At 63.6% G+C, this 25,614-nt stretch carries 23 protein-coding genes and 1 tRNA gene; 12 read left to right on the forward strand and 12 right to left on the reverse strand.

The genetic code is table 11. The features are described from left to right. Positions 1-45: 45 nt before the first annotated feature. Positions 46-1,602 carry a glycosyltransferase family 39 protein gene (locus tag RAM80_RS11395; RefSeq protein ID WP_416426543.1) on the forward strand — a complete coding sequence of 519 codons (1,557 nt, stop codon included), beginning with the start codon at positions 46-48 and terminating at the stop codon, positions 1,600-1,602. Here the strand turns inward: RAM80_RS11395 and RAM80_RS11400 are convergent, their stop codons facing one another. Both RAM80_RS11400 and RAM80_RS11405 read right to left on the reverse strand, forming a co-directional pair. After that, positions 1,603-2,295 carry a sensor histidine kinase gene (locus tag RAM80_RS11400; protein ID WP_416426545.1) on the reverse strand — a complete coding sequence of 231 codons (693 nt, stop codon included), beginning with the start codon at positions 2,293-2,295 and terminating at the stop codon, positions 1,603-1,605. Then, on the reverse strand, positions 2,292-3,896 hold the full coding sequence (locus RAM80_RS11405) for a response regulator (protein WP_416426546.1): 1,605 nt from the start codon (positions 3,894-3,896) through the stop codon (positions 2,292-2,294). The genes RAM80_RS11400 and RAM80_RS11405 overlap by 4 nt, the downstream gene beginning before the upstream one ends. A gap of 467 nt (positions 3,897-4,363) precedes the next feature. Here RAM80_RS11405 and RAM80_RS11410 point away from each other — a divergent pair, with 467 nt between their 5' ends. The 3 genes from RAM80_RS11410 to RAM80_RS11420 all read left to right on the forward strand — a co-directional run bounded on the left by RAM80_RS11410 (position 4,364) and on the right by RAM80_RS11420 (position 6,305). Further along, positions 4,364-5,395: a fatty acid desaturase gene (locus RAM80_RS11410; protein WP_416426547.1), complete on the forward strand. Its 1,032-nt coding sequence runs from the start codon at positions 4,364-4,366 to the stop codon at positions 5,393-5,395. A 222-nt stretch (positions 5,396-5,617) separates the two neighbouring features. Next, entirely contained in the window at positions 5,618-5,932 is a 315-nt protein-coding gene (locus tag RAM80_RS11415; RefSeq protein ID WP_416426548.1) for a type II toxin-antitoxin system RelE/ParE family toxin, read from the forward strand. Then, a complete protein-coding gene (locus tag RAM80_RS11420; RefSeq protein ID WP_416426549.1) occupies positions 5,925-6,305 on the forward strand; it encodes an addiction module antidote protein in 381 nt (126 codons plus the stop codon). Before RAM80_RS11415 ends, RAM80_RS11420 begins: the two co-directional genes overlap by 8 nt. 168 nt (positions 6,306-6,473) lie before the next feature. On the opposite strand, the gene RAM80_RS11425 is transcribed toward RAM80_RS11420, so the two are convergent. The 6 genes from RAM80_RS11425 to dapA form a co-directional block, all read right to left on the reverse strand. Next, positions 6,474-6,617 (reverse strand): hypothetical protein, encoded by a 144-nt coding sequence (locus RAM80_RS11425; RefSeq protein WP_416426550.1) that lies wholly within the window; start codon positions 6,615-6,617, stop codon positions 6,474-6,476. Between the two features lie 188 nt (positions 6,618-6,805). Beyond that, positions 6,806-6,895, reverse strand: a tRNA-Ser gene (locus RAM80_RS11430). 93 nt (positions 6,896-6,988) lie between these two features. Continuing rightward, entirely contained in the window at positions 6,989-7,699 is a 711-nt protein-coding gene (gene purC / locus RAM80_RS11435; protein WP_416426552.1) for a phosphoribosylaminoimidazolesuccinocarboxamide synthase, read from the reverse strand. Between the two features lie 28 nt (positions 7,700-7,727). Continuing rightward, positions 7,728-8,486: an MBL fold metallo-hydrolase gene (locus RAM80_RS11440; RefSeq protein ID WP_416426553.1), complete on the reverse strand. Its 759-nt coding sequence runs from the start codon at positions 8,484-8,486 to the stop codon at positions 7,728-7,730. After that, positions 8,487-9,605 (reverse strand): outer membrane protein assembly factor BamC, encoded by a 1,119-nt coding sequence (gene bamC, locus RAM80_RS11445; RefSeq protein WP_416426554.1) that lies wholly within the window; start codon positions 9,603-9,605, stop codon positions 8,487-8,489. A 17-nt stretch (positions 9,606-9,622) separates the two neighbouring features. Further along, the gene (gene dapA / locus RAM80_RS11450) at positions 9,623-10,501 is read right to left on the reverse strand and encodes a 4-hydroxy-tetrahydrodipicolinate synthase (protein WP_416426555.1); all 879 of its coding nucleotides are present in this window, start codon (positions 10,499-10,501) and stop codon (positions 9,623-9,625) included. 319 nt (positions 10,502-10,820) lie between these two features. Between dapA and RAM80_RS11455 the strand changes: the two genes are divergently transcribed. Both RAM80_RS11455 and RAM80_RS11460 read left to right on the forward strand, forming a co-directional pair. Continuing rightward, a complete protein-coding gene (locus tag RAM80_RS11455; protein WP_416426556.1) occupies positions 10,821-11,381 on the forward strand; it encodes a glycine cleavage system protein R in 561 nt (186 codons plus the stop codon). A gap of 13 nt (positions 11,382-11,394) precedes the next feature. Continuing rightward, positions 11,395-11,868, forward strand: coding sequence for a peroxiredoxin (locus tag RAM80_RS11460; protein WP_416426558.1), 474 nt, complete (start codon positions 11,395-11,397; stop codon positions 11,866-11,868). A gap of 81 nt (positions 11,869-11,949) precedes the next feature. On the opposite strand, the gene RAM80_RS11465 is transcribed toward RAM80_RS11460, so the two are convergent. Together RAM80_RS11465 and RAM80_RS11470 are read right to left on the reverse strand one after the other, a co-directional pair. Next, entirely contained in the window at positions 11,950-13,020 is a 1,071-nt protein-coding gene (locus RAM80_RS11465) for an AI-2E family transporter (RefSeq protein ID WP_416426560.1), read from the reverse strand. 35 nt (positions 13,021-13,055) lie between these two features. After that, the gene (locus RAM80_RS11470) at positions 13,056-13,295 is read right to left on the reverse strand and encodes a sulfurtransferase TusA family protein (RefSeq protein ID WP_416426562.1); all 240 of its coding nucleotides are present in this window, start codon (positions 13,293-13,295) and stop codon (positions 13,056-13,058) included. Positions 13,296-13,425: 130 nt separating this feature from the next. Between RAM80_RS11470 and RAM80_RS11475 the strand changes: the two genes are divergently transcribed. The 4 genes from RAM80_RS11475 to RAM80_RS11490 all read left to right on the forward strand — a co-directional run bounded on the left by RAM80_RS11475 (position 13,426) and on the right by RAM80_RS11490 (position 19,782). Then, complete coding sequence (locus tag RAM80_RS11475) at positions 13,426-14,862, forward strand: M48 family metalloprotease (protein WP_416426563.1); 1,437 nt, start codon at positions 13,426-13,428, stop codon at positions 14,860-14,862. Positions 14,863-15,084: 222 nt separating this feature from the next. After that, positions 15,085-18,192 (forward strand): transglycosylase domain-containing protein, encoded by a 3,108-nt coding sequence (locus tag RAM80_RS11480; RefSeq protein ID WP_416426565.1) that lies wholly within the window; start codon positions 15,085-15,087, stop codon positions 18,190-18,192. 223 nt (positions 18,193-18,415) lie between these two features. Beyond that, a complete protein-coding gene (locus RAM80_RS11485) occupies positions 18,416-19,000 on the forward strand; it encodes a PadR family transcriptional regulator (protein ID WP_416426567.1) in 585 nt (194 codons plus the stop codon). Further along, complete coding sequence (locus tag RAM80_RS11490; protein ID WP_416426569.1) at positions 18,997-19,782, forward strand: siderophore-interacting protein; 786 nt, start codon at positions 18,997-18,999, stop codon at positions 19,780-19,782. Before RAM80_RS11485 ends, RAM80_RS11490 begins: the two co-directional genes overlap by 4 nt. Before the next feature lie 81 nt (positions 19,783-19,863). On the opposite strand, the gene RAM80_RS11495 is transcribed toward RAM80_RS11490, so the two are convergent. Together RAM80_RS11495 and RAM80_RS11500 are read right to left on the reverse strand one after the other, a co-directional pair. Beyond that, complete coding sequence (locus RAM80_RS11495; RefSeq protein WP_416426571.1) at positions 19,864-20,520, reverse strand: Pr6Pr family membrane protein; 657 nt, start codon at positions 20,518-20,520, stop codon at positions 19,864-19,866. A 5-nt stretch (positions 20,521-20,525) separates the two neighbouring features. Further along, entirely contained in the window at positions 20,526-20,762 is a 237-nt protein-coding gene (locus RAM80_RS11500) for a VF530 family DNA-binding protein (RefSeq protein ID WP_416426572.1), read from the reverse strand. A 518-nt stretch (positions 20,763-21,280) separates the two neighbouring features. Here RAM80_RS11500 and RAM80_RS11505 point away from each other — a divergent pair. Together RAM80_RS11505 and RAM80_RS11510 are read left to right on the forward strand one after the other, a co-directional pair. Beyond that, complete coding sequence (locus tag RAM80_RS11505) at positions 21,281-22,660, forward strand: carbohydrate porin (RefSeq protein WP_416426574.1); 1,380 nt, start codon at positions 21,281-21,283, stop codon at positions 22,658-22,660. A 96-nt stretch (positions 22,661-22,756) separates the two neighbouring features. Continuing rightward, complete coding sequence (locus RAM80_RS11510; RefSeq protein ID WP_416426576.1) at positions 22,757-25,177, forward strand: glucose/quinate/shikimate family membrane-bound PQQ-dependent dehydrogenase; 2,421 nt, start codon at positions 22,757-22,759, stop codon at positions 25,175-25,177. Positions 25,178-25,614 lie beyond the last annotated feature (437 nt).

The following is a 25,614-nucleotide window of genomic DNA, read 5'->3' on the forward strand; positions in this document are numbered from 1 at the left end:
AGAACAAACCGGCGCGATCTTTGTAGTCTCCCGGATGGAGGAAAGATGACCGCCCAGAATGACCATCCGCTGACCGAGCTGCACCGCCTGCCCCGCAATCCCTGGCTGCAGAAGCTGGCCAACGCCCCCGCCGGGCTGTGGTTCTGGCCGATCATGCTGCTGGCCACGGTGGCGCGGCTGTACCAGCTGACCGCCTCGGCGATCTGGTGCGACGAGGGCTCGAGCCTGGTGATCAGCCAGTACGACCCCGCGCAGATCTGGCTGCACGCCGCCCACGACGTGCACCCGCCGCTCTATTACCTGGTGTTGCATGGCTGGATGTCGCTGTTTGGCAACGGCATGTTCTCGATTCGCGTCATCAGCGCCCTGCCCGGCATCGCCAGTGTGGGCCTAGGCGTATGGCTGCTGCAGTTGACGGCTGGCCGGCGAGCGGCGCTGCTGGGCGGAGTGATGCTGGCGCTGCTGCCGATTGCCGTGCACTACAGCCAGGAAATCCGCATGTACCCGCTGATGGGCATGTGGCTGCTGGGCGCCACCCTGGCGCTGGTGCATTGGGCCAGGCAGCCGCACCGGCATCGCTACCTGGTGATCTACGCGCTGCTGATGGCCGCCAGTTTCTATACCCATTACTTCACCAGCCTGTGCGTGCTGGCCCACTGGGCGTGGCTGGCGCTGCTGCGCGGCCATGGCAACCGCTTGGTGCAGCGCCCGGCGTGGTGGCTGGCCAACGTCGCCATCGTCGCCCTGTACGCCCCGTGGATTCCCAGCCTGGTCGGCCTGGTGCAGCACCTGCCCGAGCTGGAAGCGGGCAACGATGTCGGCTGGATCGGCGCGGTGACCCTGGGCTCGCTGCCGTCGATGGTGTGGCAGTACCTGATCCTCAGCGACGGCTTCGACCTGCCGTTGGCGCTGTTCATCAGCGTGCCGGTGCTGCTGGCGGCCATTGTGTTCTGGGTGCTGTGCACCGACCGCCACGCCCTGCGCCTGCCGTCGATGCTGGTGATCTACTGCGTGCTGCCGCTGCTGCTGATCTTCCTCATCTCGTTCAAGACGCCGCTGCTGGTGGACCGCTACATGATGTTCTCGGCGCTGGCCCTGCCGCTGGTGCTGGGCGTGGCGGCCGACCGCCTGGCGCGCCATTCGCGGCCCCTGGCGATGGTCGCGGTGCTGGCCTACGTAGCCCTGCAGGGCGTAGGCCTGCAGCGCAACTATGACGTGGACGATGATCAGTTCGACAAGATGGTGGACTTCGTCAACCAACGCTTCCAGCCCGGCGACCGCATCGTGGTCAGCGACCTGTTCTGGTATTTCGGCTACCTGTACTACAACACCACCGACACCGAGCCGCTGCTGTACACCCCGGCCAAGCCCGACGGCAGTTCGGGCCGCCCCACCGACTACGGCTTCGGCAACCTGGTGGACGAACGCGCCGACCACATCTACGTCGACGCCCTGCAGCAGCTGCCCGCCGACCACCAGCGGGTATGGCTGATCAGCGGCACTGGCGACGTCGACGACTTCGCCTCGATACCCGCCCAATGGCGCAAGGTCGACCAGAAGGTGGTGGGCGACACCGAGGCGCGGCTGTACGAGCGCCCCTGATCAGGGCAGGTAGAGCTTGAAGTTGCCGCCGCCCAGGCTGCCGCCGTTGCTCAGCTGCACGTGGCCCAGCACGCCGTTGCGCTCATGGCGCTCGGCGATGCGCGCGGCGAAGTACAGGCCCAGGCCAGTGCTACCGCTGACCGGGTTGATGCCCTGCACGTAGGCCGACTGCGACTCGATCAGGGCCGGCGGGTAGCCGGGGCCGTCGTCGTTGACGCTGATCACCAGCTGGCCGTCTTCCTCGGCCGCGGTGATATGGATGGCCTCGCGGGCGAAGCGGATGCCGTTGATGATGACGTTGGCCACCACCGAGCCCACCAGCTCGCGGTCGAAGAAACCCAGCGGGCACAGCACGTCCACGTCATAGCTGGCACTGATACCGCGGCTGGCCAGCACTTCCTGGTGCCAGGCCAGCTGCGACTCGATGAAATCGTCCATCTCGTGGTATTCGGGGCGCAGGGGCAGCTGGTTGACGCCCAGTTTGTACAGGCCCAGCAGCTGCACCATCATGCCATTGAGGTTGGCGAACTCGTAGTCGATCACCCCGCGCTCGGCGTTTTCGCGCTGGGCCGGCGGCAGGCTTTGCGACCATTTGCCATGGGCGGTCATCACCGAAGCCAGGGAGTTTTTCATGTCATGCACAATGGAGGCGATGACCATGGAGAAATCCAGACTTGCCTTGTCGTCACTCATGCGCCAAACGCCCTGTTACGCAGTTTCTGGTAGCGCTCGAAGCGCGCGTCGCTCTCGGGCATGTGGCCCACCATCCGCAGCGCCTCGCGGCACTCGGCCAACCCCGCCGCGGTAATCGGCACGCCCTTGGCGTGCAGCAGGCCCTGGGCCAGGTTCAGGGCGATACTGATGTTCTTCGGCTGCAGGGCCATGGCCTTGCGGAACAGCGCCTGGGCCTCGGCAAAACGGCCTTCGCGGTAGGCGCGCACGCCCTCCTGGTTGACGTCGATGGCCACCTTGTTGGCCCCCAGGATCGCGGGGTCATCGGTCTGCTTGGCGATGTTCTGCATCACCGCCGGGTCGTCGCCGTAAATTTCCGCGCAGCTCTTGAGCACGCCCACGCCGGCGTCGGCCTGCCCCAGGTTCTGCAGCTGCGCGGCCACCGACAGGGCGGCCTCGGCGCTGAGGAACTGGTCCATGTCCTGCAGGCGGCCCACGGCCTCCTCGGCCAGCTTGGCCGCGGCCTCCGGGTCTGAACGCTGCAGGCTGGTGGCCTTGATCAGGCGGGTGCGCACCTGGATGCCCTGGTCGTCGCCGTTGTCCTTGGCCACGTCCATCAGGGTCTGGTTCAGCTCCACGCGGCTGCGTGCGTCGAGGCCGGCATCGCCGCCCTTGTTGATCAGCGCCTGGGCGAAGCCGAGGTTGGTTTCCGGGTTCTTGAAGCGCGAATACTGGCCCTGGTTGACCGCCTGGCGGTAGGCACGGGACGAGGTGTCGAAATCCTGGTTCTCCATGGCCAGCTTGCCCAGCAGGCTCTGCCGGCGCACGGCCAGCGGCGACAGTTTCACCGCGTCTTCCAGCACCTGCTGCGCACGCTTGCCGTCGTTGCGTGCCACCAGCACCTCGGCCAGGCCGTCGTACAGCGCCGGCAGCATGGGGAAGGTCTTCAGCGCGCGCTCGTACACGTCCTGGGCTTCGGCCAGCTTCTTGCGCTTGAACAGTTGGCTGCCCAGCAACCCGAATGCCCACGGCGTCGGGCGGTCGGCCAGGATGGTCTTGAGGAAGGCCTCCAGCGGCTCATGCTGGTTCAGGTCACGCAACGCCTCGGCCTTGTAGCGGTGGCACAGCGGCGCGTAGCGGGCGTCTTCCTGAGTGAGACGCGTGCAGGCGGCCAACACCTCCATCGGCAGCTTCTTGTCCAGCGCCTGCAGGATCGGCTTGAGCAGCGTCTTGCGCTGCACCAGCTTCTCCAGGCGCTGGGCCAGGCCGGCGCGGTTGAACGGCTTGGTCAGGTAGGCGTCGGGCTCCCATTCCAGGGCACTCATCACCATGGCCTGGCTGTTCTCGGCGGTCACCATGATGAACACGCTCTCATGGCTGAGCAGCTTGTCCAGCATCAGGTCTTCGAGCACCTGCTGGCCGTTCTTCTTGCCGTCGCCCAGGTTGAAATCGTGCAGCACGAAGTCGTAGCGCTTCTGCGCGCACGCCTTCAGCGCCTGTTCGCCGGTGTCCGCCGTGTCCACGTCCTTCACGCCCAGCTCGCGCAGCATGGAACGCACCGAGCTGCGGAAGTCGGAGAAGTCATCGACGATAAGAAACGATTTTTGGTTGTACGCCAGCATTCGCGATCCCGTCAGGGGAGTGAATATGAGCCCGTTGGGGCTATCCAATACGTGGGCTATCGGCATGGACGGAATTTTCTAGAGGGTGTGCACCCCATGAAAACCGCGCGTTGGCCCGGGTGTGGGACCGCTGGAACGCCTGCGGGGTCACACCATATTGCCACCATACAGCCACCAGTAATGCTGGCCGCGGCCGATTGCCACACGGGTAAAAAGGTAGGCCAGGATTGCCGGGGCGTCTTGCCGGCCTCGTGCAACTTTTGCCTCAAGACACCCCTATTTGAAATAACCCGAACAGACTCAATGGTTAGTTTAATCATTCCAAAATAAACATATACGAAACCCACCGCAACACTTTAACCTGCCGCTAAATAACAGTAATAGCGCATTGAAAATAATGTGCGCCATTACTCATTTTCTGACAATTAAATTTTATCCGCCCCTCCTGCACGATGAGGTAATGCATCATGCACGCAACAATAGAACGCACCACTGATATCAACTTGCGGATCTTTGATATCCGCCAACGCATCATGGCGCAGTGTGCGGAACTACGCCGCCGCCATCCGCTGTTGAATCATCAGGACGCCTTGGGGGCCAGTATTCTGCTTATCGCCATGAGCGCCATGATCAGCACTTCGGCGCTTTACCTGGGCGGGCAGATACCCTGGTGGGCCTGCGTGCTCGCAAACGCCTTTTTCACCTCGTTCCCCCACGAACTGGAGCATGACCTGCTCCACCGTCTCTATTTCCGCAGCCGCCCCGTGGCGCAAAACCTGATGATGGCGCTGTCCTGGCTAACCCGCCCCACGGCCATCAACCCCTGGGTGCGGCGGGAGCTGCACATCAACCACCACAAGGCTTCGGGCACCGATACCGACCTTGAAGAGCTGACCCTGTCCAATGGCACACCCTGGGGAATACTGCGAGGGCTAATGGTCAGCGACCTGATGATTGGCGCGGCGGTGATGGTTACGCGTGCCAAGACATGGCGTGAACGCAAACAGCTGCTCGATACTGGCTTGAAAGCCTATTTACCGCTCACCGCACTGACGTGGGCAGCCTGGTATGTATTCCTCGGTTTTCACCTTCTTCAGGGCATCGGTGATTTATCTGCACTACCGTTCCACTTCTCCACCTCATTGCTGAATGCCATGCAATGGCTCGATGCTGTGGTAGTAATCATTATCGCCCCCAATATCCTGCGCAACTTCTGCCTGAACTTCATCACCTCGAACATTCATTACTATGGCGATATAAACCCCAAGGACCTTACCCAGCAAGTGCAGGTGCTCAACCCCTGGTGGCTGTGGCCGCTGCAGGCGTTCTGCTGCAACTTCGGCGGCACCCACGTGATTCACCATTTCGTGGTGATGGAGCCGTTTTACATCCGCCAGTTGAGCGTGTCGGCGGCGTACCGGGCGATGCGGGAGAACGGGGTGCGGTTTAATGATTTCGGGACGTTTGGGCGGGCTAATAGATGGGAGCCCAAAGCGTGACTCAACCTATGGGGTGAGCCAGGCTCACCCCAATTTTTTCAGAGGCACTTAGATTGCGCAGCGCCGACTCAGAAAGGTCCCACCCCAAAATAGCCACTGTCCTAACGACATCCCCTCACGCCTGCTCATAAAGTCCCCTGCTTCAACCACCCTCGCCCCGCTCGCCTCCCATGCGCTCAAACGATCGACAAAGGCGTAGCCGTTCGGATACAGTAAAAGCTGATGAGTCAATACACGATAAGGACGACAATACAGTTCGATTCCTGGCTTTCCAACCTGAAGGACCGTAATGCCAGAGGTGTCATAATCAGACGCATAGAGCAGGCAGAAAACGGCAATTGGGGCGACTGCGCATCTGTCGGCGCAGGAATCAGCGAAATGCGCGTATTTGTGGGGCCGGGCTACAGGATCTATTTTGCCCGCTTCGGCACAATCCTTTACATGCTGCTCAATGGCAGCGACAAGGCCGATCAACACCGCGCCATAAAAGCAGCCAAACTTATCTTGGCCGAACTCCAGGAGCAGCCACATGGCTAAATCCAAGCCTTTTGATCCGGAAGATATGCCAATCATCTCCATCGCCGAATCCAGCACAATCCCGTTCGAAGCGTCACGCTACCTGGATAACGACGAAACCATCAGCGCCTACCTCTCCGCCAGCCTGCAAGAGGCTGACCCAAACGCGTTTTTGAAAGCCTTGTCGCAAGTCGCCAAGGCAAGAGGGATGACGCAGTTGGCGAAGGAGACCGGATTGAGCCGGGAAAGCCTGTATAAAGCGCTGCAGGAAGGCGCAAAACCTCGATACGACACCGTGTTGAAGGTTATCGGTGCGCTGGGCTTGCAATTGACGGCACAGCCAAGCACTTCCGGCACAGCGACCACCTTCTTTCATCCCCCCCAAAGACCGTAGCACCAGCGGCGTTCGCCTTGAGGTCATCCGTAGACTGCGCTGGCCTTTGTCCACGCTGAAAATCCTCAGCGTACTCGCGGGCCAGCGCAGCCTGGCGGCAGCGGCTACAACACCCCCCCCTTTAGCAGCGGCCGCAGGCCGCGTCATTGGCGCCGCCTGCGGCAGCTGCTACGGGTGTTGGGCCGCCCGTGCGCGCTTTGCCGCCACGGCCCTGTCCAGGGTCAGGTTGGCACAATCGATGAAGATGTACGCCAGATAGGTCAGGGCCTCTTCGTCATGCAGCTCACCAGCTTGGGGATCGAGGCCAATCATTATCCCATCTCAGGATAATTTGCCCGTAGCAGCGGCCGCCAGGCCGTGTCCGGCCGCAGCGCGGAGTATCTGCGAATGCGCAGTGCCCTTTTCGCGGGTAGAACCCGCTCCCACAAAGACTGTCGTTGCAAAAAATGCGCACAAACAAAAAACCCCGCAGCTTCTCAGCTGCGGGGCTCTTCGATATATGGCGGAGAGATAGGGATTTGAACCCTAGGTACTGTCGCCAGTACAACGGATTTCGAATCCGTCCCGTTCGGCCACTCCGGCATCTCTCCAGTGGCGCGCATGATACCAGCGTTTTCTGAAAAGGCGAAACCTTTTTTGAAAAAAATTTGCGTGGTATCAAACGCTTGCGTGAGCTTGCCGAATTACAGCGGCACGCCCAGGCGTTTGGCGACTTCTTCGTAGGCTTCGATCACGTCGCCCAGACCCTGGCGGAAGCGGTCCTTGTCCATTTTTTTCTTGGTGTCCTTGTCCCACAGGCGGCAGCCGTCAGGGCTGAACTCGTCGCCCAGGACGATCTGGCCGTGGAACAGGCCGAATTCCAGCTTGAAGTCCACCAGCAGCAGGCCGGCGTCGTCGAAGAGCTTGTTCAGCACTTCGTTGACCTTCAGCGACAGCTCTTTCATCTTCGCCAGTTGCTCGGCGGTGCCCCAGCCGAACGCAACCACGTGGGACTCGTTGATGAACGGGTCGCCCTTGGCGTCGTCCTTCAGGAACAGCTCGAAGGTGTACGGGTTCAGCTTCAGGCCTTCTTCCACGCCCAGGCGCTTCACCAGGCTGCCGGCAGCGTAGTTGCGCACCACGCACTCGACCGGAATCATGTCCAGCTTCTTCACCAGGCACTCGTTGTCGCCCAGCAGCTTGTCGAACTGGGTAGGGATACCCGCTTCTTCCAGCTTCTGCATGATGAAGGCGTTGAACTTGTTGTTCACCATGCCCTTGCGGTCCAGCTGTTCGATGCGCTTGCCGTCGAACGCCGAGGTGTCGTTGCGAAACAGCAGGATCAGGCGGTCGGCGTCGTCGGTCTTGTAAACCGATTTGGCTTTGCCACGGTAGAGTTCTTCACGTTTTTCCATGATGGGCTCCGCTTGCTAAGTAGATGGGCTAGGCGATTTCACGCCAGTCGAGCCCTGCATCTTGATCGGCCAGTTGCAGCCAGTCCGGGTCGCACCCCAGGGTGTCGACAAAACATTGCCGGGCCAGCTGCGGCAGGTTGTTCTTGCTGCTGAGGTGGGCCAGCACCAGGTGTTGCAGGTTTTGCCAGCCCAGCTCCGACACCAGGTTCGCGGCCTGGTGGTTGTTCAAATGTCCCAGGGAGCCGCCCACCCGCTGTTTCAGAAACATCGGGTAGTGGCCCCGGGCAAGCAGGTCGCGGCAATGGTTGGACTCGATCACCAGCGCATCGAGGCCCTGGTAACTGTCCATGACACGCCCGCAGTACGAGCCCAGGTCGGTCAGCACGCCGAGGCGCCGCTGGCCATCGCTGAACACGTACTGGGTGGGCTCCAGCGCATCGTGCGCCACGCCCACCACGTTGATCTTCAGTGCGTCGACTTCCAGCACGTCGCCACACGCCACGAAACCGGTGGGTTCCACGGGTTTGCGCAGGGCGCGGTGGGTGCCGCGGCTCAGGTACACCGGAATATTGTAGCGCCGCGACAGCAAACCCACGCCATGCACGTGGTCGGCATGTTCGTGGGTGACCAGGATGGCGCTCAATTGTTCGGGGCTGACGCCCAGGCGGGCCAGCCGACGTTCGGTTTCACGCAGGGAGAAACCGCAGTCGACCAGCACGTAGGTGCCTTGGTGAACCACCAGCGTGCCATTCCCTTGGCTGCCGCTACCGAGAATGGCGAAGCGCACTTAACCCAGGTTGTCCTGGATCACGCTCAACACGCGACGGGCCACATCGGCCGGTGCCACGGTATTGATGTTCTTCTCGACGGTAACCTGGATGTTGTCACCCACCTTGCTCAGGCGAACCTGGTAGCGCTCGGCGCGTGCCTCGATCTCTTCCTTGCTCGGCTCGCTGCCGAACAGGCGGCTGAAGAAGCCTGGCTTGTCATCCTTCTTGACGGGTTTTTCCGCCAGGTTGATGTAGTACAGGCCCAGGCTGCGGTTGATGTCTTCCACCTTCCACTGGCCGTGGTCCAGGGCGCGGCCAACGCTGGACCAGGCGCGGTCCAGGTCCGTGCCCACGTTCAGCACCGGGTTGCCGCTGCCGTCTTCGCTCAGGGCCACGCGGCTCGGGGCGTCAAAGTCACGCGCAGCCAGCAGCGACACCGAGCCGCCCTTCTGGGCGCTGCGGGTCATGCTGGCAAGCATTTCGTCCACCAGGGCCACGTCGGCACCGGCGTTGGTCGGCATTTTCGGGAAGTCGACCGACTGGCTGCTGCCCGAAGGGCGGCTGACGGTGGTCACGTAGACTTCACTGGTGTTGCGCTGCACGCCCGGCTCGATGCGCACGCGCACGCGGGTCTCGCCGTCGCCGCTGGCGGCAGAGGCTTGCAGGCGCTTGGCCATGGACGCCGACAGCTCGTCATAACGCTGCCAGGCGGTGGTGAACTCACCGGTCTGCGGGCGCTCGTCGGCGATGCGGAAGCCGTTGTCCTCGAAGAACTGGTGGGCCACCGGCCAGGTTTCAGCCGGCGGGTGCTCGGACAGGATCCAGTGGGCGTCGCCGTTCTTCTGCAAGGTGTAGTCGGTAGCTTCCTGGGACGCTTGCAGCGGCAGCGGGCGCGGCACCTGGTACTCGCCGGTGCGCTGGGCCTCATCGGCGACGTTGCGCGGGATCGGCAGCAGTGGGTCCAGGCGCTTGTCCAGCGCCAGGCCTTCAGGGGTCTGCATGGGCGCCGTCTGACGGGCCTCCAGGTAATCGCTGCCACGGTCACGGAAGTAACCATTCTCGCCCCACAGCCAACTGCAGCCGCTGGTGCTCGAAATCACCAGGGCAAGGGCGGAAAGACCGGCCAATCGCTTCATGCGTTGTACTTCCTCAATTAGACCAGGACGCCGGTCTGGCGCAGGGCCTGACGCAGCGTTTCGTGATAAGGGGCGCTCAACCAGGTGAGCGGCAGGCGAATGCCTTCAGGCATCAGGCCCATTTCGTGCAGTGCCCATTTCACGGGAATCGGGTTGGCTTCCAGGAACAGGTTCTTGTGCAGCGGCATCAGTTGCTCGTTGATGGCGCGGGCCTGCTCGGCCTCGCCACGCAGGGCAGCGGCGCACATTTCGTGCATGGCGCGCGGCGCAACGTTGGCGGTGACCGAGATGTTGCCCTTGCCACCCAGCAGGATCAGCTCGACTGCGGTCGGATCATCGCCGGACAGCAGCAGGAAGTCGCTGGAGACGCCGGCCAGGATGTCCTTGGCGCGCTGCAGGTCGCCGGTGGCTTCCTTGATACCGATGATGTTCTTCACGGTGGACAGGCGGATCACGGTCTCGGCCTTCATGTCGCAGGCGGTGCGGCCTGGCACGTTGTAGAGGATCTGCGGGATGTCCACGGCCTCGGCGACGTGCTTGAAGTGCTGGTACAGGCCTTCCTGGGTCGGCTTGTTGTAGTACGGGGTCACCAGCAGGCAGGCGTCGGCGCCGGCTTCCTTGGCGTTGCGGGTCAGTTCCACCGCCTCGCGGGTGGAATTGGCACCGGTGCCGGCGATGACCGGGATACGACCGGCCACCTGCTCGACCACGCGGTGGATCACATCGATGTGTTCCTTGTAGTCCAGGGTCGCGGACTCGCCGGTGGTGCCCACGGCGACGATGGCATCAGTGCCTTCCTTGAGATGGAAGTCCACGAGTTTGCTGAGGCTGTCCCAGTCGAGACGACCTTCTGCGTCCATGGGTGTGACCAGTGCCACCATACTGCCCGCAATCATGCAACCGCTCCTGCCGGAAAAAGAGAGCGGTAATGGTACTGGGGCCATGTGCCTTGCACAAGCGAAGTACCACCTCGCGAGCATTCCCCTTGGCGCCGCTTTTCGCTACCCTTCAGACTTTGATCGGTACCGGTGGGCGTGTTTGTCCGGTTTGCAACGCGTTCCAAGCACTGCAAACCCCTGATCCTGAGCCGCCGATCCCCTGCCAACGGGCGTTTTGCGCGCCGTTGCCGGCATCGTGCCCGGCTACCATGGGGTCACGCGGGCCAGCCTTCATGTCCATTTGTGTACTGACCGCTCATCGCTTTAGGAATGCTGCATGTCCACCCCCACAGTTCGCGAACAATTCCTTGTCATCAGTGCCCTTGGCCCTAACCCCATGGAGCTGACCAACGTCCTGTGCCGGGCCAGCCACGACAGTCGCTGCTCGGTGGTGACCTCGCGCCTGACCCGCCACGGCGAGTGCAGTGCCCTGGTACTGCAGGTGTCGGGCAACTGGGACGCCCTGGCGCGCCTGGAAACCAGCCTCGGCTCGCTGGCCAAGAAGCACGGCTTCACCGTCAACCTGGTGCGCAGCGCCACCCTGGAAACCCGCCCGCTGTCGCTGCCCTACGTGGCCTACGTCAGCTCGGTGTACCGCTCGGACATCATCAACGAGCTGTGCCAGTTCTTCATCGACCACCACGTGGAACTGGAGAACCTGACCTGCGACACCTACCAGGCACCGCAGACCGGCGGCACCATGCTCAACGCCACCTTCACCGTGACCCTGCCGCCTGGCGTGCAGATCAGCTGGCTGCGCGACCAGTTCCTGGACTTCGCCGACGCCCTGAACCTGGACGCGCTGATCGAGCCCTGGCGCCCCACCAACCCCATCTGACAAGGACTTGCCCATGGCAGTTGAAATCGGCCAGCCGGTCGCGGACTTCGAAGCCCCGGCCACTGGCGGCCAGTCGGTCAGCCTGAGCGCCCTGAAGGGTCGCCAGGTGGTGATCTACTTCTACCCCAAGGACAGCACCCCGGGCTGCACCACCGAGGGCCAGGGTTTCCGTGACCAGCACGAAGCCTTCGCGGCGGCCAACACCGTGGTGTTCGGCGTGTCCCGCGACGGCATCAAGAGCCATGAGAACTTCAAGGCCAAGCAGGCGTTCACCTTCGAGCTGATCAGCGACAAGGACGAGGCCCTGTGCCAGCTGTTCGACGTGATCAAGCTGAAGAAGCTGTACGGCAAGGAATACCTGGGCGTGGACCGCAGCACCTTCCTGATCGACCAGAATGGCGTGCTGCGCCAGGAATGGCGCGGCGTGAAGGTACCCGGCCACGTCGACGCGGTGCTGGCTGCCGCCCAGGCCCTGCACAGCGCCTGACCTGTGGGAGCTGGCTTGCCAGCGAGCTGTTGGGGCCCGAAAAGCTCGCTGGCAAGCCAGCTCCCACAACACCGCCGTTCGTTACAGAATCGGCGACACCTGCGGCTCGTTGCGCGGCCACGCGTCCAGCACTGCCTTGAACAAGGTGGCCAGCGGGATGGCGAAGAAGATCCCCCAGAAGCCCCACAGCCCGCCAAACAGCAGCACCGCGCAGATGATCGCCACCGGGTGCAGGTTCACCGCACCGGCGAACAGCAGCGGCACCAGCACGTTGCCATCCAGGGTCTGGATGATGCCGTACACCGCCATCAGGTAAATGAACTGGTCACCCCAGCCCCACTGGAACAGCGCGATCAGGGTCACCGGCACGGTCACCACCACCGCGCCCACGTAGGGCACCACCACCGACAGCCCGACCAGCAGCGCCAGCAGGGCCGCGTAGTTCAGGCCCAGGGCGACGAAGGCTATATATGTGGCGACGCCGCAGATGATGATCTCGATCACCTTGCCACGGATGTAGTTGGCGATCTGCCGGTTCATTTCCTGGCCCACGCGGGTGATCAGCGCCCGCTCGCGCGGCAGGTAGCCCTTCACCCAGCGGGCGATCATGACCCGGTCCTTGAGGAAGAAGAACACCAGGATCGGCACCAGCACGAAGTAGATCATGATGTTCACCAGCAACGGCAGGCTCGACAGCGAGAACGTCAGCGCCCACTGGCCGAACTTGCCGATCTCGCCGCGCGCCGCCTCGATGGCCTGCAGCACCTGCTCGTCCGACACCAGGTGCGGGTAGCGCTCGGGCAGCAGCAGCAACAGCGACTGCCACTTGCCAAGCATGCCCGGCAGCTCGTTGAACAGGGTGATCAACTGGTGCCACAGCAGCGGCACCAGCACCAGCATGAACACCGCCAGAGCGCTCATGAACAGCGCAAACACCAGGGCCACCGCCACCCCCGAGGGCACGCGCAGGCGCTCAAGGCCGGTGACCAGCCCCTGCATCAGGAACGCCAGGACCATGCCCGCCAGCACCGGCGCCAGCATGCCGCCCAGGGTCAGCACGGCCGTGAACGCCAGCACCAGCAGCACCGTGAGCACCACCGCTTCTTCATCCGAGAAGTAACGCTGTATCCAGTCGCGAAGCACTTTGAACATCAGTTTTCCTTGTTATGAGAAGCGGGCACGCACGCTCAGGCTTTCTTCAGCCAATAGGTATAAACCCCGTCCCGAACAGTTTCGTGTAACAGGGCATGACCTGCCAACCGGGCAAAGCTGTGAAAATCGCGCTGGGAACCAGCGTCGGTGGCGATGACTTTCAGCACCGCCCCGGCCTGCAGCCGGTTGAGTTCCATCTTCGCCTTGAGCAATGGCAACGGGCAATTGAGACCGCTGGCGTCGAGCTCGGCGTCACACTGTACTGCGTCGGTCATGGCCTTTTTTTCTCCGGGGCACGGCAAGCTGGCGGGGTTGGCCGCCTAGAATACCTCATGCGCGGCCCCCTCTGGTCGTGGAAGGATGACCCGGCTACAGTAAGGTCTTTCTCGACTCAGAGCCCCGTGCATGTCTTTATTGCGCCCCACCCTGCTGACGCTGGCCTGCCTGCTGGCCCTGCCGGGCCATGCCGACGACTTGCCGTCACTTGGCGATGCCAGTTCGGCCATTGTCTCCCCGCAGCAGGAGCATGACCTGGGCCGTGCCTGGCTCGGGCTGCTACGCAGCCAGGTCGGCCAGCTGTCCGACCCCCAGCTCAAGGATTACGTCGAAACCACCGTGTACCGCCTGGCCGAAAGCAGCCAGCTGGACGACCACCGCCTGGAATTCATCCTCATCGACAGCAAGGAGCTCAACGCCTTCGCTGCCCCCGGCGGCATTGTCGGGGTGAACGGCGGGCTGTTCCTCAACGCCGACACCGAAGGCCAGTACGCCGGCGTGATGGCCCACGAACTCTCCCACTTGGCGCAACGGCACTTCGCCCGCGGCGTGGAAGAACAGAAGCGCATGCAGATGCCGGTAATGGCCGCCTTGCTGACGGGCATCGTGCTGGCAGCCACCGGTGCCGGTGACGCCGGCATCGCCACCATCATGGGCAGCCAGGCGGCGGCGATCCAGTCGCAACGGGCGTTCTCGCGTGAAAACGAGAGCGAGGCGGACCGCGTCGGCCTGGTCACCCTGCAGAAGGCCGGCTACGACCCGCGCAGCATGCCCGACATGTTCGAGAAGCTGGCGCGCCAGTACCGCTTCGACGCCAAGCCGCCGGAATTCCTGCTCACCCACCCGGTCACCGAAGCGCGGATCGCCGACACCCGCAACCGCGCCGAGCAGTTCCCCAAGGGCGGCATCGAGGACAGCCTGCGCTTCCAGCTGATCAAGAAACGCGTGGAGCTGATCTACGAGGACACCCCCGGCATGGCCGCCAAGCGCTTCCGCGCCCTGCTGGACGAGAACCCCAAGTCCGACCCGGCCCGCTACGGCCTGGCCATCGCCCAGATCAAGAGCAGCCAGTTGAACGACGCGCGCGAGAACCTCAAGCCGCTGCTGGCCAAGGCGCCCAATGACATCACCTACAACCTGGCGGCGGTGGACCTGGACGTGGCCGCCAACAAGCTAAGCGACGCCCAGGCACGGGTCGACCGCCTGCTGGGCCTGTACCCCGGCAACTTCCCGCTCAACCAGGTGCGGGTCGACCTGCTGATCAAGCAGAGCCGCACCGCCGATGCCGAGAAGGCCCTGGAAGACCTGCTGCGCTCGCGCCCCAACGACCCGGACGTGTGGAACCAGGTGGCCGACACCCGCGGCGCCAACGGCAACATCATCGGGCTGCACCAGGCCCGCGCCGAATACTTCGCCCTGGAAGGCGACTTCCGCCAGGCCCAGCAGCAGCTGGACTTCGCCAAGCGCCGGGCGGCCAACAACTTCCAGCTGGCCTCGCGCATCGACGCGCGCCAGAAGGACCTGGCCGAGCAGGAGCGCATGGTCAAGGAAATGATGCGCGGGTGATGTACCCGGACGCGGCCTGCGGCCGCTGCTACAGCGGGTTTCCTGTAGCAGCGGCCGCCAGGCCGCGTCCCCCACCATCAGCTATACTTTTTCCCCGCCACGGAAGGAGTTAGCCGCGCCAACGGTTTTTTTCGCGGCCCATTCGACAAATTTTTCACCATTGACGGCCAGCGTCTAAGCTTCAGGCAGGTACGATGAAATTACCTGATTGGGCTGACGACTATGGGCGCTTTGTGGCAGACAGAACCCACCAAGACTGCGGTACCCACCGACAGTCCGGCTGAACCACCGACCCCGAAACCTGCACGCCAGCGCCATTTGTGGCGCCGCCTGTTCTGGCTGCTGGTGCTGATCGGCCTGGTGGCACTGGCCTTCGCCATGCGCGCCGAGATGCGCACCTCCAAGCTGCAAGCCCGCGAATTCAGCCGCTACGCCAAGGATTTGACCTACACCCTGGCTCCCGGCCCCAGCGACTCCATCGCCTACCCTGGCGAAGGCCCGTTCGACAAGCGCCTGGGCTACAGCGACCTGGGCCAGTTCCTGCCCCGGCTGATCAAGCGCGACTACGCGATCGAGGCGCAGACGCGCTTCTCGCCTTCGTTGATGGCCTACTACGATCGCGGCCTGTTCATCCCCTATTCCGAGAAGATCCAGGCCGGCCTGACCATTACCGACTGCAAGGCCGACGTGCTCTACGAATTCCACTACCCGCAGCAGCTGTACGCGCAGTTCCAGGACATTCCGCCGGTGGTGGTCAACAGCCTGCTGTTCGTGGAAAACCGCAGCCTGCTCGACCCGCGCGAACCGCTGCTGAACCCGGCGGTGGACTGGCCGCGTTTCGGCAAGGCGGCCTACACCCAGGTGGCGAAGATCTTCGCCCTGCCCGGCCAGTCGGCGGGCGGCAGCACCCTGGCCACGCAGCTGGAAAAGTACCGGCACTCCCCGGACGGCCTTACCGTGTCGGGCGGCGAGAAGATCCGCCAGATGGTGTCCGCCAGCGTGCGCGCCTACCAGGATGGCCCCGACACCCTGGAAGCACGCCAGCGCATCGTGCGCGACTACCTCAACAGCGTGCCGCTGTCGGCCGTGCCCGGCCACGGTGAGGTGCACGGCATGGCCGAGGGCCTGCGGGTGTGGTACGGCGCCGATTTCGCCCGGGTCAATCAGGTGCTGTCGTCCACCGACAACAGCCCGAAAATCCTCGCCGAGCGCGGCCTGGCCCTGCGCGAAGTGCTGTCGCTGATGATCGCCCAGCGCCGCCCCTCGCACTTCCTGTCCAAGGGCCATGACGAGCTGGCACAGCTCACCGACAGCCACATCCGCCTGCTGGCCGCCAACAACGTCATCGACCAGCCCCTGGCCGACGCCGCCCTGGCCAGCAAGGTCAGCTACCGCGACTGGGTGCTGGAACCGACCATCCAGCCCATCGAGACCAACAAAGGCATCAGCGTGGCGCGCACCCGCCTGTCCACCCTGCTCAACCGCCCGCTGTACGACCTTGACCGTCTGGACCTGTCAGCCACCAGCACCCTGCAGAATGACCTGCAGCTGCAGGTCACCGACTACCTCAAGCACCTGGCCGACCCCGCCTATGCCCAGCAACTGGGGCTGATTGGCGAGCACCTGCTGACCCCCGCCAGCACCCCCGAGGTGAAATACAGCTTCACCCTGATGGAGCGCACCCCGGACGGCTCGCGCGTGCGGGTACAGACCGACAACACCGACCAGCCGTTCGACATCAACGAAGGCAGCAAGCTGGAGCTGGGCTCCACCGCCAAGATGCGCGTGCTCACCAGCTACCTGGAGATCATCAGCGAGCTGCACGACAAGTACGGCGCCCAGGCACCTGCCGAGCTGAAGAAAGCCGACATCAACGAGCAGGACCGCCTCAGCCGCTGGGCCGTGGACTACCTGATGCAGAACAAGGACCACGCCCTCAAGCCCATGCTCGACGCCGCCCTGGAGCGCAAATACTCGGCCAGCCCCGGCGAAAGCTTCTTCACCGGCGGCGGCATGCACACCTTCAAGAACTTCCGCAACGAGGACAACGGGCGCATTCCCACGCTCAAGGAAGCCCTGCGCGAATCCATCAACCTGCCGTTCATACGGCTGATGCGCGACATCGTCCGCTACACCACCTACAACGGCCCCAACAACAGCGCCGAACTGCTCAAGGACGACGGCGACCCCCGCCGCCAGGAATACCTGGCGCGCTTCGCCGACAAGGAAGGCAGCGACTTCCTGCTGCGCTTCTATAAACGCTACCAGGGCAAGAGCGCCCAGGAACGCCTGGACACCTTCCTCGACGGCCTGCACCCCACCGCCTCGCACCTGGCCGCGGTGCACCGCTACCTGTACCCCACCGCCAGCCAGGCCACCTTCGAAAGCTTCGTGCGCTCGCACCTGGGCAAGGGCGAGACGGTCACTGAAAAACGCCTGGGCGAGTACTACGACAGCTATGGCCCCGGCCACTGGGACCTGCCCGACCAGGGCTACATCGCCCGCGTCCACCCGCTGGACCTGTGGCTGGTGGGCTACCTGATGCAACACCCCGACGCCAAGTTCAGCGAGGCGGTGACCGCCAGCCACTTCGAGCGCCAGGAAGTCTACGGCTGGCTGTTCAAAAGCCGCCACAAGAGCGCCCGCGACAGCCGCATACGCACCATGCTGGAAATCGAGGCGTTCCTCGACATCCACCGGCGCTGGGCGCGCCTGGGCTACCCGTTCGACCACCTGGTACCGTCGCTGGCCACCGCCATCGGCAGCTCCGGCGACCGCCCCGCCGCCCTGGCCGAGCTGATCGGTATCATCCAGAACGACGGCGTGCGCCTGCCGGTGCTGCGCATCGACAGCCTGCACTTCGCCGCCGGCACCCCGTATGAAACCGAGGTAACCGCAGCGCCGGACAAGGCCCGCCAGGTGCTCAAGCCGGAAATTGCCCAGGCCATGCGCGAAGCGCTGTCGCAGGTGGTGGACGCCGGTACCGCGCGGCGCGTGTCGGGCAGCTTCAAGACCGCCGACGGCACCGCGCTGGTGATGGGCGGCAAGACCGGCACCGGCGACAACCGCATCGAGAGCTTCGGCGCGCGTGGCCGGGTGCTGGGCTCCAAGGCCATCAACCGCACCGCCACCTTCGTGTTCTACATTGGCCAGAACCACTTCGGCACCCTCACCGCCTTCGTCCCCGGCCGCGCCGCCGAAGGCTTCCGCTTCACCTCGGCACTGCCGGTGCAGGTGCTCAAGGGCATGGCGCCAATGCTGACGCCGTACGTGCAGCCGGGCGCCGCCACCCAATGCAAGGTGCCCAACCAAAGCACCGCCGCCAGGTAAACCCTACGCCAATCTGCGTAGCCGCTGCCGAAGGCTGCGCTGGCCCTTGAGTTCACTGGAGATCTTTGGTGAATGATGGGGCCAGCGCAGCCTGCGGCAGCGGCTACGGGGCCCAGGCGTCCCGTGCATTGCCCAGATGAGAACCATTCGTCTTTTGTGCTTGCGCAATTCTAAGATATATCTTACGGTATATCTTAAGTAACCAAGCGAAGAGAAAAAGACGATGAGAGACCACCATCACCCCCACCCCCGCCGCGAGTTCGGCGACGGCCATGACGGCCTGGAACGCCGCCCCGGCCGCGAGCGCGGCGGCCGCGGCCCCCGTGTGTTCGCCCCCGGCGACCTGAAATTGCTGCTGCTGGCCCTGGTGGCCGAGCAGCCCTGCCACGGCTATGACCTGATCCGCCAGATCGAAGGCATGTTCGACGGTGCCTACAGCCCAAGCCCTGGCGTCATCTACCCGACCCTGACGTTCCTGGAAGAAAGCGAGCTGGTCCAGGGCGACGCCCAGGGCGGCAAGAAACTCTACACCGCCACCGACGCCGGCCGCGCCTCGCTGGGCGACCAGGCCATTGCCCTGGAAGGCGTGCGTACCCGCATCGACGTGAGCAAGCGCGCCCTGCGCGGCCACGACCGCCCGGCCGAGATTCACGAAGCCGTGCATAACCTCCGCCATGCCCTGCAGCTGCACCACGGCCGCTGGAGCCCTGAAGAGATCGTGCGGGTCCGCGACCTGCTCACCAGTACTGCCAAGGCCATCGTCGATGGCCCCGCCACTGCTTACCCCGCTCAGGAGAAGTCCGTATGAAGGTAGAGAACACTCACGGCGTGCACCGCGTCATGCACGAAATCAAGCGCCGCCGCCTGGACGTGTTGCGCGTTACCCAGCTGACCCCGCGCATGCGCCGCATCACCGTGGGCGGCCCGGAGCTGGAGGGTTTCCTGAGCCTGGGCGCCGACGACCACATCAAGCTGATGTTCCCGCGCAACGCCGAGGAACAGGCGGCCCTGCTGACCCTGAAACTGGGCGGCCCCAGCGAAGGCCCGAAACCGGCCATGCGCGACTACACCCCGCGGCGCATCGACCTGGCCGCCGGCGAACTGGACATCGACTTCGTGATTCACGGTGACGGCCCTGCCTCCACTTGGGCCGAGCAGGCCGCACCGGGCCAGCACCTGTACATCGGCGGCCCGCGCAGCTCCACCATCGTCCCGGATATCTTCGACAGCTACCTGCTGATCGGCGACGAAACCGCCATCCCGGCCATCGCCCGGCGCCTGGAAGAACTGCCGGCCAACCGCAAGGCGCTGGTGGTGATTGAAATCGAGAACGCCCAGGAGCAGCAGGTGCTCAGCAGCGCCGCGCAAGTGGAAGTGATTTGGGTGGAGCGCCACGCCAGCGAACACGCGCTGCTGGCCGCCGTCACCGACCTGACCATCCCCACGGGCGAGCTGTACGCCTGGGTGGCCACCGAAGCGGCGCTGTCGCGCCAGGTGCGCAAGGTGCTGCTGGACCACCATCACCTGGGCGAGTCTGCCGAGGTCAAGGCCGTGGGCTACTGGCGCCTCGACGAAAACGACGAAGGCTGACACCCCCGTAGCAGCTGCCGAAGGCTGCGTCCGAGGCCATCCGCTAAACCGCGGCGCCTGGGACGCGGCCTTTGGCCGCTGCTACGCGACTGTGCGGCGGGCTTGCCAGCGGTCCACGCCCACCAGCGTGAAGGAAATGGCCACGAAGCCGAGCAGAATCACCAGCGCATTCACCACCACCCGCCCATACCCCAGCGTGCCCACGTCGATGAACGGATAGGGGTACACGCCAATCTCGCTTCCGCGCAGCAGGCAATAGCCGAAATACACGATGGGATAGACCATCCACGCCACCACGTGCCGGGCCCGCAGGCTGCCCTTGGGCACGCACCACCACCAGAACGCCACGAACACCGGCGGCAAGATGTCATGCAGCAGCTCGTTCACCACCCACTGCACCCCTTGCGGGTGCCAGGTGTTGCGCAGCAGCAGGCTGTAGGCCACGCCCACCAGGATAATGCTCGCCGTCACCCCCGAACTCACCCAGGGCCGCAGCCAGAACGACGCCGCGTTGCCACCCTGCGCCCGCGCCGTGGCTGTCAGCACGATGGCCACCAGGGTGTTGGTGAGAATGGTGAAGTAGCTGAAGAAGTGCAGCACCCCGCCCACCAGGCTCGCCTGGTCGGCCAGCCGCCCCTGCAGGATCAATAGCAGCTGCATCGTCAGGGCCAGCCAGGCGGCCCAGGCCGACAGGGTGACGAACAGGCGCAGCGGGCGCGATGGCAGGGGGTTATGCATACAGGTCAGTCCTCGACAGGCCGTTTGGTGCGGGCCAGCTTCACGTACAGGCGCTCCACCTTCTCCCGCGCCCAGGGCGTCTTGCGCAGGAAGGTCAGGCTCGACTTGATGCTGGGGTCGCTCTTGAAGCAGCGGATATCAATGCGCTCGGCCAGCCCTTCCCAGGTGTAGTGGGTGACCAGCGCAGTGAGAATCTGCTCCAGCGTGACACCGTGCAGCGGGTTGTTTGTGGTTTGGGTCATGCCTGGCTCCAGCCGTGTGAGGGGTGCGCACCATAGCCGAGCCGTACGGCAGCGGGAAGACCTTAGCGCCGCGGCCCGGGCTGGCTAATAGGCGCTTTCTGCGCACCTTGTAGGATATTTCCTAATTTACCACTGTGGGGCCGGGCTGGCGGCGGTTGGCAGATTTAACCGCGGCGGCGTGACGCGGCCCTGTGGCCGCTGCCACGGGGGCGGGCGACGCTTGTTCGCGGGTGCATGACTAAAGATTAAGCCACCGCGCACGTTCGCCAAGGGACACTGAAGAAATTTTCATGGCTGCGAAAGGTCGATATTCAGGCGGTTCGGCGGGGTCCGGCTATTGTTACGCCACTAGCAACTATGCATGTTGCATAAGCGTCTTTTAATAACAAAAAAACCTCTATATCCTCCGCCACCCGCAACTGAAACGATTTTTTTGCGTAATAAAACCTACATTCTTCATTGACATTAATGCCATCGAAGAATGTACCGTTTGGTTAATAATTAAAGATCCTTAATAAATGCCAAAATTCGAACTTCGCCGCGCCCGCGTCGCCGGCCGCATCAACGTATCGCCGACCCTGCGCCTGCTGGGCGGCATGACTGCCCTGGGCCTGGCTTCCTGCGTCCAGGCAGCACCGGCCTTCGACGCCGACTCGCCCTACATGCTGGGCGACTGGGGCGGCAAGCGCACCGAGCTGCACGACCTGGGCTACGACTTCAAGATGGAGTACGTGGGCGAATCGGGTTCGAACCTGCACGGCGGCTACAACCATGACCACGCCACCCGCTACAGCGACCAGTTCGCGCTGGGCATGCACATGGACCTGCAGAAGATCCTGGGCTGGCACGACGCCGAGTTCCAGCTGACCCTGACCGACCGCAACGGTGACAACATCACCAACGACCGCGTGGCCGACCCACGCACCGGCGGCATCAGCTCGTCCCAGGAAGTGTATGGCCGTGGCAGCATCGTGCGCATCACGCAGATGTACTACGAGCAGAAGTTCTTCGACCAGGCGCTGGACATCAAGGTCGGCCGCTTCGGTGAAGGCGAAGACTTCAACAGCTTCCAGTGCGACTTCCAGAACCTGGGCTTCTGCGGCTCGCAGGTGGGCAACTGGGCCACTGGCATCTGGTACAACTGGCCGGTCAGCCAATGGGCTGCACGGGTGAAATACCACCTGAACAGCGAAGTGTACGCCCAGATCGGCGCCTACGCCCTGAACCCGTCCAACCTGGAAAATGGTAACGGTTTCAAATTGAACAACGCCGGTACTACCGGCGCCGTGCTGCCGGTCGAGCTGGTGTTCACGCCGAAGATCAACAACCTGCCGGGCGAATACCGCGTGGGTTACTACTACAGCACCGCCAACGCCAAGGATGTCTACAAGGACAGCAACGGCCAGCCGGCCGCCCTGAGCGGTGACGACTACCGCTCCAGCTCCAGCAAGCACGGCTACTGGCTGACCCTGAACCAGCAACTGACCGCCCAGGCCAGCGACAACTCGCGCGGCCTGAGCGTGTTCGGCAACGTCACCGTGCACGACAAGAAGACCAACATGGTCGACAACTATGTCCAGGCCGGCGTCGTCTACAAAGGCCTGTTCGATGCCCGTCCAAAGGATGACATCGGCTTCGCCCTGGCGCGCATTCACGTGAACCCGGCTTACCGCAAGAACGAAGAAGCGACCAACGCCGCCAATGGCGTGACCGACTACAACGATCCTGCCTACATGCCAATCCAGCGCACTGAAACCAGCGCCGAACTGAACTACGGCGTGCACGTGACCAACTGGCTGACCGTGCGCCCGAACCTGCAATACATCAAGCACCCAGGCGGCGTGGATCAGGTCGACAACGCCCTGGTCGCCGGCATCAAGGTGCAGAGCTCTTTCTAACAACAATTCAACTTTACGGAAGAAGTTAACCAGACCACGAGCGTAGGCCCTCCCGGGCTACGCTCGACTACTCAAACGTAACGGAGAAACCACACTATGAGCACTGACAGTGCTTTCAGTCGGGGTCGCCTCGCGCCGAGCTTGCTCGGCCTGGTGATGCTGCTAATGGGCCTCGCCCTGCTGGCCGGAGGTGTCAAGCTTGTCACCCTGGGCGGCTCCCTGTACTACGTGATCGCCGGCCTGTTCCTGGTCGTCACCGGTGTCCTGCTGCTGACGGGTCGTTCCGTGGCACTGGGCATCTACGCCGTGTTCCTGCTGGGCAGCACCGTCTGGTCGCTGGCCGAGACCGGCCTGGACTGGTGGCAACTGGTGCCACGCCTGTCGCTGTGGTTCGTGCTGGGCCTGCTGCTGTGGCTGCCATGGTTCCGCAAGCCACTGGTACTGCGTGAAGCCGCGCCAAAAGGTACTTCGGTACTGGGCGTAGCCGTTGTGCTGGCCGGCGCCTGCGCCGTGGCTGCGCAATTCACCAGCTACGGTGACATCAGTGGCGACCTGGGTCGCGACGACACCGACATGACCAGCGCCGCCGCTGCCCAGCCCGATGGCGAGTGGCAGTCTTACGGCCGCACCGAGTTTGGCGAGCGCTACTCCCCGCTGAAGCAGATCACCCCGGCCAACGTGGGTAACCTGACCGAAGCCTGGCGCATCCGCACCGGTGACATGCCTACCGACAAGGATCCGGTCGAGCTGACCAACCAGAACACCCCGCTGAAGGTGAACGGCATGCTGTACGCCTGCACCGCCCACAGCAAGGTGCTGGCCCTGGACCCGGACACCGGCAAGGAAATCTGGCGCTACGACCCACAGATTCAAGGCCCGAACGGCAATGACTTCCGCGGCTGGGCGCACATGACCTGCCGTGGCGTGTCGTACTACGACGAAGCCGCCTACAGCAAGTCGGACGTGCCAAGCGCGCCGGCCGCCCTGTCCACCGCTGGCCAGGCCGTGGCCACCAGCTGCCCACGCCGCCTGTTCCTGCCGACCGCCGACGCTCGCCTGATCGCGCTGAACGCCGACACCGGTAAAGTCTGCGAAGACTTCGGCGACAAGGGTGTCGTGAACCTGCGCTCCAACATCGGCAAGTTCACCCCTGGCGGCTACTACGCCACCTCGCCTGCCGCCATCACCCGTAACCTGGTGATCATCGGCGGCCACGTGACCGACAACGAATCCACCGACGAGCCTTCGGGCGTAATCCGTGCGTTCGACGTGCACGACGGCCACCTGGTCTGGAACTGGGACGCCGGCAACCCGGACGACACCGCGCCGATCGCCGAAGGCAAGTTCTACACCCGCAACTCGCCGAACATGTGGTCGCTGGCCAGCGTCGACGAGAAGCTGGGCATGATCTACCTGCCACTGGGCAACCAGATGCCTGACCAGTGGGGCGGCAACCGCACCCCAGAGTCGGAGAAATTCAGCGCCGGCACCGTGGCCCTGGACATCGACACCGGCAAGCTGAAGTGGAACTACCAGTTCACTCACCATGACCTGTGGGACATGGACGTACCAAGCCAGCCTACCCTGGTCGACATCAAGACTGCCGAAGGCGTGAAACACGCCCTGGTGCAGCCGACCAAGCAAGGCAGCCTGTACGTGCTGGACCGCACCACCGGCGCGCCGATCGTGCCGATCCAGGAAGTGGACGCGCCGAAAGGTGCCGTGGAAGGCGACCACACCGCGCCAACCCAGGCCCGCTCGGAGCTGAACCTGCTGCCGCCGGAGCTGAACGAAAAAGCCATGTGGGGCGTGACTCCATTTGACCAGCTGCTGTGCCGCATCCAGTTCAAGTCGCTGCGTTATGAAGGCCAGTACACCCCTCCGTCGACCCAGGGCAGCATCATCTACCCGGGCAACGTCGGTGTGTTCAACTGGGGCGCCGTGTCGGTGGACCCGGTTCGCCAGATGTTGTTCACCAGCCCCAACTACATGGCGTTCGTCTCCAAGCTGGTGCCTCGCGCCCAGGTGGAAGCGGGCAGCAAGCGTGAAAGCGAAACCAGCGGCGTGCAGCCAAACACTGGCGCCCCGTATGCCGTGATCATGCACCCACTGATGTCGCCGTTCGGCGTGCCATGCCAGGCTCCGGCCTGGGGCTACGTGGCCGGTGTCGACCTGACCACCGCCAAGGTGATCTGGAAGCACAAGAACGGCACCAGCCGCGACAGCTCGCCGATCCCGCTGAACCTGACCCTGGGCGTGCCTAGCATGGGCGGCTCGATGGTCACTGCCGGTGGCGTTGGCTTCCTGAGCGGCACCCTGGACCAGTACATCCGCGCTTATGACGTGAAAAACGGCAAGAAGCTGTGGGAAAGCCGCCTGCCAGCAGGTGGCCAGTCGACCCCGATGACCTACACCGGCAAGGATGGCGCACAGTACGTGCTGTCCGTGGTGGGTGGTCACGGTTCGCTGGGCACCAAGATGGGCGACTACATCATTGCCTACAAGCTGTCCAAGTAACGCTGTGATGTAACGAAAAACGGCTCCCTCGGGAGCCGTTTTTTTATGCCCAAAAGCCCAAACAACTCCGATCCGGCGACGGCTCTTGATCTGCTTTTGATGTTGATCTGGCTGTTGATCTGCTGTTGATCTGCTTGTGATCTTGATCTGGCTTGTGATCTTGATTGTATGCCCCGTTAAGCGCCCGGGCCGACTGGAGGCGTCGCTCAACGGGCTGCCCGAAGGGCCGAGGCCGCAGGCCGAAGAGACGGTAACCCGCAGGCTTCTATAGCGGGTGCCGTCTGCCCGTTGAGCGGCGCCGGAAGGAGGGGACCCGTAGCGCAGCGGAGGGCCCAAGCAGGGGCAAGCGTTTTTTGCTTACTTTTTTTGGCGTCTGAAAAAAAGTGAGTCGGCGTAAGGCCGAAACGGTCGGTGATCGCACCGCGAAAATGGATATG

This window comes from Pseudomonas sp. App30, from assembly GCF_047947025.1.
Taxonomy (GTDB): Bacteria; Pseudomonadota; Gammaproteobacteria; order Pseudomonadales; family Pseudomonadaceae; genus Aquipseudomonas.

What these genes read in the sequence shown, in the direction of transcription:
- RAM80_RS11395 (WP_416426543.1), top strand. Translation starts at nt 46, where the DNA reads ATGACCGCCCAGAATGACCATCCGCTGACCGAGCTGCACCGCCTGCCC.
- RAM80_RS11400 (WP_416426545.1), bottom strand. Translation starts at nt 2,295, where the DNA reads ATGAGTGACGACAAGGCAAGTCTGGATTTCTCCATGGTCATCGCCTCC.
- RAM80_RS11405 (WP_416426546.1), bottom strand. Translation starts at nt 3,896, where the DNA reads ATGCTGGCGTACAACCAAAAATCGTTTCTTATCGTCGATGACTTCTCC.
- RAM80_RS11410 (WP_416426547.1), top strand. Translation starts at nt 4,364, where the DNA reads ATGCACGCAACAATAGAACGCACCACTGATATCAACTTGCGGATCTTT.
- RAM80_RS11415 (WP_416426548.1), top strand. Translation starts at nt 5,618, where the DNA reads ATGAGTCAATACACGATAAGGACGACAATACAGTTCGATTCCTGGCTT.
- RAM80_RS11420 (WP_416426549.1), top strand. Translation starts at nt 5,925, where the DNA reads ATGGCTAAATCCAAGCCTTTTGATCCGGAAGATATGCCAATCATCTCC.
- RAM80_RS11425 (WP_416426550.1), bottom strand. Translation starts at nt 6,617, where the DNA reads ATGATTGGCCTCGATCCCCAAGCTGGTGAGCTGCATGACGAAGAGGCC.
- purC (WP_416426552.1), bottom strand. Translation starts at nt 7,699, where the DNA reads ATGGAAAAACGTGAAGAACTCTACCGTGGCAAAGCCAAATCGGTTTAC.
- bamC (WP_416426554.1), bottom strand. Translation starts at nt 9,605, where the DNA reads ATGAAGCGATTGGCCGGTCTTTCCGCCCTTGCCCTGGTGATTTCGAGC.
- dapA (WP_416426555.1), bottom strand. Translation starts at nt 10,501, where the DNA reads ATGATTGCGGGCAGTATGGTGGCACTGGTCACACCCATGGACGCAGAA.
- RAM80_RS11455 (WP_416426556.1), top strand. Translation starts at nt 10,821, where the DNA reads ATGTCCACCCCCACAGTTCGCGAACAATTCCTTGTCATCAGTGCCCTT.
- RAM80_RS11460 (WP_416426558.1), top strand. Translation starts at nt 11,395, where the DNA reads ATGGCAGTTGAAATCGGCCAGCCGGTCGCGGACTTCGAAGCCCCGGCC.
- RAM80_RS11465 (WP_416426560.1), bottom strand. Translation starts at nt 13,020, where the DNA reads ATGTTCAAAGTGCTTCGCGACTGGATACAGCGTTACTTCTCGGATGAA.
- RAM80_RS11470 (WP_416426562.1), bottom strand. Translation starts at nt 13,295, where the DNA reads ATGACCGACGCAGTACAGTGTGACGCCGAGCTCGACGCCAGCGGTCTC.
- RAM80_RS11475 (WP_416426563.1), top strand. Translation starts at nt 13,426, where the DNA reads ATGTCTTTATTGCGCCCCACCCTGCTGACGCTGGCCTGCCTGCTGGCC.
- RAM80_RS11480 (WP_416426565.1), top strand. Translation starts at nt 15,085, where the DNA reads ATGGGCGCTTTGTGGCAGACAGAACCCACCAAGACTGCGGTACCCACC.
- RAM80_RS11485 (WP_416426567.1), top strand. Translation starts at nt 18,416, where the DNA reads ATGAGAGACCACCATCACCCCCACCCCCGCCGCGAGTTCGGCGACGGC.
- RAM80_RS11490 (WP_416426569.1), top strand. Translation starts at nt 18,997, where the DNA reads ATGAAGGTAGAGAACACTCACGGCGTGCACCGCGTCATGCACGAAATC.
- RAM80_RS11495 (WP_416426571.1), bottom strand. Translation starts at nt 20,520, where the DNA reads ATGCATAACCCCCTGCCATCGCGCCCGCTGCGCCTGTTCGTCACCCTG.
- RAM80_RS11500 (WP_416426572.1), bottom strand. Translation starts at nt 20,762, where the DNA reads ATGACCCAAACCACAAACAACCCGCTGCACGGTGTCACGCTGGAGCAG.
- RAM80_RS11505 (WP_416426574.1), top strand. Translation starts at nt 21,281, where the DNA reads ATGCCAAAATTCGAACTTCGCCGCGCCCGCGTCGCCGGCCGCATCAAC.
- RAM80_RS11510 (WP_416426576.1), top strand. Translation starts at nt 22,757, where the DNA reads ATGAGCACTGACAGTGCTTTCAGTCGGGGTCGCCTCGCGCCGAGCTTG.